3 protein-coding genes are annotated in these 5,541 nt (G+C 59.7%); 2 read left to right on the forward strand and 1 reads right to left on the reverse strand.

What is annotated here, in order from left to right:
- Nucleotides 1-137: 137 nt before the first annotated feature.
- Together ACZZ0D_RS14740 and ACZZ0D_RS14745 are read left to right on the forward strand one after the other, a co-directional pair.
- Entirely contained in the window at nucleotides 138-1,787 is a 1,650-nt protein-coding gene (locus ACZZ0D_RS14740) for a cyclic peptide export ABC transporter (protein ID WP_463553640.1), read from the forward strand.
- A gap of 98 nt (nucleotides 1,788-1,885) precedes the next feature.
- Complete coding sequence (locus tag ACZZ0D_RS14745) at nucleotides 1,886-4,348, forward strand: TonB-dependent siderophore receptor (protein ID WP_082341413.1); 2,463 nt, start codon at nucleotides 1,886-1,888, stop codon at nucleotides 4,346-4,348.
- A 146-nt stretch (nucleotides 4,349-4,494) separates the two neighbouring features.
- Here ACZZ0D_RS14745 and ACZZ0D_RS14750 read toward each other — a convergent pair whose 3' ends face one another.
- Nucleotides 4,495-5,457 (reverse strand): alpha/beta hydrolase, encoded by a 963-nt coding sequence (locus ACZZ0D_RS14750; RefSeq protein ID WP_463553641.1) that lies wholly within the window; start codon nucleotides 5,455-5,457, stop codon nucleotides 4,495-4,497.
- Between the last annotated feature and the right edge of the window lie 84 nt (nucleotides 5,458-5,541).

Below are 5,541 nucleotides of genomic sequence, written 5' to 3' on the forward strand. Positions count from 1 at the left end.
GCCCCTTAAATTAACCACCCCTCCAGTCGTTTTACAGGTGGGCGCGATCCATTGCGACGCGCCCCCGCCCTCTACGCACCCAGGCGAAGCCCGCGACCGATGTCGGCCTTCGCCGTTCTTTCAAGCAGGGAACCTCCATGAGCAAACCAACACGCGGGGTGATCAATGAATTGTTCACCCTGCTCAAACCCTTTCGTCTGATTGTTGCCGGCTCGATCCTGCTGGGCATGGTCGGCGGCCTGAGCGTCACGGTGCTGCTGGCGACGATCAACAATGTGCTGCATGCCGAGGGCGGCCTGACCAACACCGTGGTCGCCGCGTTCGCCGGGTTGTGCCTGCTGGCACTGGTCAGTTCGATTTTCTCCGACATCGGCACCAATTACGTCGGCCAGAAAATCATCGCCAAACTGCGCAAAGAGTTGGGTGAAAAGGTGCTCTCGGCGCCGATCGAACAGATCGAGCGCTATCGCAGCCATCGGCTGATTCCGGTGCTGACTCATGACGTTGACACCATCAGCGATTTCGCCTTTGCCTTCGCGCCGCTGGCCATTTCCCTCACCGTGACACTCGGCTGCATGGGCTATCTGGCGATGCTGTCGTGGCCGATGTTTCTGATGATGGTGGTGGCGATCATTATCGGCACTGTTGTTCAGTACATCGCTCGCGGCCACGGCATCAAAGGCTTCATGGAGGCTCGCGATTCCGAAGACGAATTGCAAAAGCACTACAACGCCATCGCTGAAGGCGCCAAGGAACTGCGCATTCATCGCCCACGTCGTCATCGCATGTTCGTCTCGGGTATCGAGCACACCGCCGACAAAATCTGCGACACGCAGATTCGCTCGGTGAATATTTTCGTGGTCGCAAAAACCTTCGGTTCGATGCTGTTCTTTGTCGTGATCGGTTTGGCGCTGGCCCTGCAATCACTTTGGCCGAGCACGGACAAAGCGGTGATGAGCGGCTTCGTGCTGGTGCTGCTGTACATGAAAGGGCCGCTGGAGCATTTGATTGGCACGCTGCCAATTGTCAGCCGCGCGCAGATCGCCTTCCGCCGCATCGCCGAGTTGTCGGAACAGTTCTCCTCGCCAGAGCCGCACCTGTTGCTCAGCGATCAGGGCAATCGCAAAACCCCGGTGCACAGCCTCGAACTGACCGATGTTGCTTACAGCTTCCCGGCGGTCGAAGGCGCCACGCCGTTCAGCCTGGGCCCGGTCAACCTGAAGATCGATCAGGGCGACATCGTTTTCATTGTCGGTGAAAACGGTTGCGGCAAGACCACCCTGATCAAGTTGCTGCTGGGACTTTACGCGCCGCAGCAGGGTGAAATCCGCCTCAACGAGCAAGTGGTCACCGCCCTCACCCGCGACGACTACCGCCAACTGTTCACGACGATTTTCGCCGACTACTACCTGTTCGACGACGTGGTGCAGGGCGACACGCACATCCCCGACGACGCCAACCAATACCTGCAACGCCTGGAGATCGCGCACAAGGTCAGCGTGCGTGACGGCTCGTTCACCACCACCGACCTGTCGACCGGTCAGCGCAAACGTCTGGCATTGGTCAATGCCTGGCTGGAAGAGCGTCCGGTGCTGGTGTTCGACGAGTGGGCGGCGGATCAGGATCCGACCTTCCGGCGCATTTTCTACACCGAGCTGCTGCCCGACCTGAAGCGTCTGGGCAAAACCATCATCGTCATTTCCCACGATGACCGTTATTTCGACATCGCCGACCAATTGGTGCGAATGGAAGCGGGAAAAGTCATCACGGAACTGCAAACGGCGTAAATAGCCACGATTCTCATTCTGGTTTTCTGCGGCTCGTGCGTCTAATTAAGAATCGATAACAACTACAACCCAATTAAAACCTGCAAGAGTGAAACACAATGCCAGCAATTCCGGGGATTCCACGTTTTACCAAGGCGCTGATCATGCGTCGCATGTTGCAACCTGGCTTCAGCGCTACCGCCTTCAGCATGGCCCTCGCCTTGCCGTTCAGCGCCCACGTTCAGGCTGAAGAAGTGAATTTCAATATCCCTGCGCAATCGCTGGCAAGCGCACTGCAGGCATTGGGCACGCAATCGAACATGCAAGTGCTGTACAGCGCTGATGACGTACAGGGCCTGCGTAGCCAACCGGTCAGCGGCCGGTTGTCGCCGTCGCAAGCGCTGTCGAAGATGCTGGTGGGGACCGGCGTCATGTTCACCGTGCAGGACAACACCGTCACCGTGCGCGGCAGATCGAGCGGTAACTCGCTGGAGCTGGGCGCGACCAACATCAATGGCCGAGCGGTTGAATCCGCCTATGGCCCGGTCGACGGCTATGTCGCGACTCGCAGCGCCACCGGTACCAAGACCGACACGCCGATCCTGGAAATCCCGCAGACCATCAACGTGATCACTGCCGAGCAAGTGCAGACCCAGGGCGCACGCAACCTGACCCAGGCCCTGCGCTACACGCCGGGCCTGAACGTCGGTGGTTTCACCGACCGCAACGCCATCGCCGACGAAATCACCAGCCGTGGTTTTGCACCGACGCCGCTGTACCTCGACGGTGCCTACCTGCCGTACGCCGGCAGCCTCGGCGGCGCACCGCAGATCGATCCGTACACCCTTGAGCGCATCGAAGTGCTCAAAGGCCCGTCCTCGGTGCTATACGGTCAGAACCAGCCGGGCGGCATCATCAACATGGTGTCCAAGCGTCCGACCACCGAGCAGCGCAGCCAGGTCAAACTGGGGGCCGGCAGCTACGATCGGGTCAACGGCGCATTCGACACCAGCGGCCCGATCGACGATCAGAAAGAGTTCACCTACCGCGTCGTTGGTGTTGGCAAAAAAGGCGGCCAACAGGTCGATCACACCCACAGCGAGCGTATGTTGCTGGCGCCGAGCCTGACCTGGACGCCAAACGACGACACCTCGCTGACCCTGCTCGCGCAGATCCAGCGTGACGACGGTCTGGAAGACTATCAGGCGCTGCCGATGATCGGCTCGCTCAAGCGCGGCCCGAACGGCGAGCGCATCGACCGCGAATTCTTCTCCGGCGACTCGAAATACAACGACTACAAACGCGACCAGTACGTCTTCGGCTACGACTTCACGCACAACCTCACCGAAGATTTGAAGTACCGATCCACCGCGCGTTACACCGACGTGCGCGATGACTACAAAGGTTTCTACCTGCGCAGCTTCGTCACCGATGACGCCGGCGTGACCGACTACACCCAGGCCAACCGGGTCAAGCTGAACTGGAAACAGCACAACACCGCGTACACCGTCGATAACAATCTGGAATACAAATTCAACACCGGCGCGCTGGAACACACCACGCTGATGGGCGTGGATTATCGCCACTTCAACCGTAAGTACGACGGCTACAACGCCTACAACGTGTTGCCGATCAACCTTTACGGCGCGAACAACAACTACGACACCAGCAGCGTCACGCCGCAACTGGACACCAAATGGGACAACACCATTCGCCAGACCGGTGTGTACCTGCAAGACCAGATCAAACTGGACAAGTGGATCCTCACCATCGGTGGCCGCCAGGACTGGGCCGAAGTGGAAAACAAGGATCTGCTGGCACGCACCGTCGAAGAAAAGCGTGACCACAAATTCACCAGCCGCGTGGGCCTGACCTACGTCACCGACTTCGGCCTCGCGCCGTACGTCAGCTACTCGGAATCGTTCCTGCCGACCCTCGGCACTGCAGCGCCTGAGCGCGGTGGCAAAGGCTTTGAGCCGACCGAAGGCGAGCAATACGAAATCGGTGTGAAATACCAGCCGTTCGACCAGACCCTGATCACCGCTTCGGTGTTCCAGATCAAACAGAAGAACGTGCTGACCGGCGACACCGAGTACCCGCAATACCAGGCGCAGTCGGGTGAGGTGCGCTCGCGTGGTGTCGAACTGGAAGTCAAATCGACCTTCGACAACATCGACGTGATGGCGGCCGCCAGCTACCTCGACTCGTTCTACACCAAAGACACTTGGGGCAACGAAGACAACCGCAGCGAAGCACAGTCGCCTGTTTCGGCGCTGGTGTGGGCCAACTATCACTTCACCCAGGCTTCGCTCAACGGTCTGACCTTCGGCGTCGGCGCCCGCTACACCGGTCGCAAACCGGGTGATGCGGCGAACTCGTTCGACGTGCCGTCCTACGTTGTCTACGACACCACCGTCAGCTACGACATGGGCAAACTCTCACCAAGCCTGCGCGGCGTGCAGACCAGCGTGAACGTGCAGAACATCTTCGACCGCGAGTACATCTCGGACTGCAACTACTCGTTCGGTTGCTACTACGGCCAGGAGCGCGTGGCATCGGTTGAAGTGTCTTACGACTGGTAAGCCACCCCACCGACAAAAAAACCGGGCGATTGCCCGGTTTTTTTATGCCCTGAAACCGCTTTTTGTAGGAGCTGCCGAAGGCTGCGATCTTTTGCTTTTGAAGATCAACAGATCGCAGCCTTCGGCAGCTCCTACGGGGGGTGTGATTAGTGCGAGATGGCTGTGCGCAGGCTTTGGGTGAGTTGGGTGTAGACGTTATCGATGTCCGGCACCACGCTCTGCAGACGCAGGAAGTCGTGAATCAAACCTGTGTATTCGATCAGCTCCACGGTCACGCTGTGCTCTTGCAGACGCCGGGCATAAGCGCGGCCTTCGTCGAGCAATGGATCGTGGCCAGCCAAGGCGATGACGGCCGGGGCCATGCCTTGGTAATCCGTCGCCAGCAGCGGTGAGAAGCGCCAGTCGAGACGATCCGCCGCGTCGTTGGCGTAGTGCCGGTAGAACCACTCCAGCGTCTCGCTTTCCAGCAGATAACCTTCGCCAAACAGCTCGGTCGAGGGGCTGCTGGTGGAGGCGTCCGTTACCGGATAGCAGAGCAGTTGCAGACAAGGCGTGATTGCCAGCGAAGCCGGATCGCGCGCCGCTTGCAGGGCCAACACTGTCGCCAATGTCGCGCCGACGCTGTCGCCACCGAACGCCACGCGATTGATGTCCAGACCTTCAGCCACGGCGTGCTGCGCCAGCCATGCCAAGGCATCAGCACCATCATTAACCGGCGTTGGAAATTTGTGTTCCGGCGCCACGCGATAACCCACCGACAACACCGCGCACGGCGTACGCGCGCAAAACTCGCGACACACGCCGTCATGGGATTGCAGGCTGCCGACCACATAACCGCCACCGTGGAAATACACCAGCACCGGCAGCGCCTCGGCCTGCGCACTGGCGGGCCGATATAAACGCAGCTCCAGACTGGCGCCATCACGCGCGGTGTACAGCACCGTCACGACACTGACATCCGTCGGCGCGCCCCAGCGCAACTGCACCGTGGTGCGCTCGAAGGCTTCCCGGGCCTGAGCCGGCGTCGACAAATGAAACGGGCCGGGGCCATCGGCCTGGCTTTCTTCGGCCAAGTCGAGGAAGGCATTGAGTTCCGGATGCAGGGACATCGCAGGTTTCCTTATGAAAAAGCCACAGACAAAAGAGGAGCCGCAAGGGCTCCTCTATGTATAACGATGGATCAGGGCCAATAC

It is taken from the genome of Pseudomonas sp. AC193 (assembly GCF_979258075.1).